The following is a 1823-nucleotide window of genomic DNA, read 5'->3' on the forward strand; positions in this document are numbered from 1 at the left end:
GCCGCAGCCGGTCCGCTGAGGGCGAAGCGCCCGAGTCGGAGTCCGGCGGACCGGCAGAGCAGGGCGGGGAGGGTGAGTCGGTGACTTCGCGCCGTCGTCGCCGGCGCCGCCGCGGTGAAGAGGACCTGGAACTCACCGGCGGGCAGGATGACGATCCGCCCAACACGGTGACGCGGGTCCGCGCGCCCCGGCAGAGCCAGGAGGCACCGTCGGACCGCGTCACCAGCGTGAAGGGTTCCACCCGCCTGGAAGCCAAGAAGCAGCGCCGCCGGGAATCGCGCGATTCCGGCCGGCGCCGCCATGTCATCACCGAGGCGGAGTTCCTGGCCCGCCGCGAGTCCGTCGATCGCCAGATGGTGGTCCGGCAGCGCGATGACAGGATCCAGATCGGCGTCATGGAGGATGGAGTGCTCGCCGAGCACTTCGTGTCCAAGACCCAGCAGGATTCCCTGATCGGCAATGTGTACCTCGGCAAGGTGCAGAACGTCCTGCCCAGCATGGAAGCTGCATTCATCGATATCGGGCGCGGCCGCAATGCCGTGCTCTACGCCGGTGAGGTCAACTGGGATGCGGCAGGCCTCGACGGCCAGCCGCGCCGGATCGAGCTGGCGCTGAAGTCCGGTGACCCGGTCCTCGTGCAGGTCACCAAGGATCCCGTGGGCCACAAGGGCGCCCGGTTGACCAGCCAGATCTCCCTTCCCGGGCGCTACCTCGTATATGTTCCGGGCGGCTCCATGACGGGTATCTCCCGGAAGCTTCCCGACGTCGAACGCAACCGCCTCAAGCGGATCCTCAAGGACCGGCTGCCGGAGAACGCCGGCGTGATTGTGCGCACCGCGGCCGAGGGCGCCAGCGAAGAGGAACTGACCCACGACATCAACCGCCTCCGCTCCCAGTGGGAGACGATCGAGGCCAAGGCAGCCTCGGCCAAGACGCTGGCACCGGAACTGCTGTACGGCGAACCGGACCTGACCATCAAGGTGGTCCGCGATGTGTTCAACGAAGACTTCTCCAAGCTGATCGTTTCCGGCGAGGAGGCATGGGACACCATCGAGGCCTACGTCATGTACGTTGCTCCGGACCTCGTGGGCAGGCTCGAAAAGTGGACGAAGGACGAGGACATCTTCGCCGCCCGGCGCATCGATGAGCAGATCCAGAAGGCGCTGGACCGTAAGGTGTTCCTGCCCTCCGGCGGCTCACTGGTGATTGACCGGACGGAAGCCATGACCGTGGTTGACGTCAACACGGGCAAGTTCACGGGCAGCGGCGGCAACCTCGAGGAAACCGTCACCAAGAACAACCTGGAGGCAGCGGAAGAGGTGGTGCGGCAGCTCCGCCTCCGGGACATCGGCGGCATCATCGTGATCGACTTCATCGACATGGTGCTTGAAGCGAACCGCGACCTCGTATTGCGACGGCTCGTCGAGTGCCTGGGACGCGACCGGACCAAGCATCAGGTTGCGGAGGTCACCTCCCTGGGCCTCGTCCAGATGACCCGCAAGCGCATGGGGACCGGACTGCTCGAGGTGTTCGGAGAGAACTGTGAACACTGTGCCGGGCGGGGCGTAGTGACCCATGACGAGCCCGTGGAGCACCGCCGGCACGTAGTCTCGCCGGAAAACCACCAGCAGCACCTCCGTCAGGAGAAGGTTTCCCGCAGCGAACGGAAGCGCCGGGCCCGCACCCAGCCGAATGAAGAGCACACTCCTGCGCCGGAGCAGAAGGGCGACGACGCCGAACGCCAGGCCCGCGCTGAAGCCGCCCGCGCTGCACTGGCCAGCATCGCGGCAGCCACCCATGCCGCGCATGAGCACGATCACGAG

The 1823-nt window shown here is 66.6% G+C and carries 1 protein-coding gene; it reads left to right on the plus strand.

Annotated features, from left to right (window positions below; translation table 11 throughout):
* Window positions 1–1823, plus strand: a 1823-nt coding sequence (locus X803_RS20000) for an Rne/Rng family ribonuclease (protein WP_035779088.1), incomplete at both ends; no start/stop codon positions are given.

Source organism: Arthrobacter sp. 35/47, from assembly GCF_000520475.1.
GTDB classification, from domain to species: domain Bacteria; phylum Actinomycetota; class Actinomycetes; order Actinomycetales; family Micrococcaceae; genus Arthrobacter_D; species Arthrobacter_D subterraneus.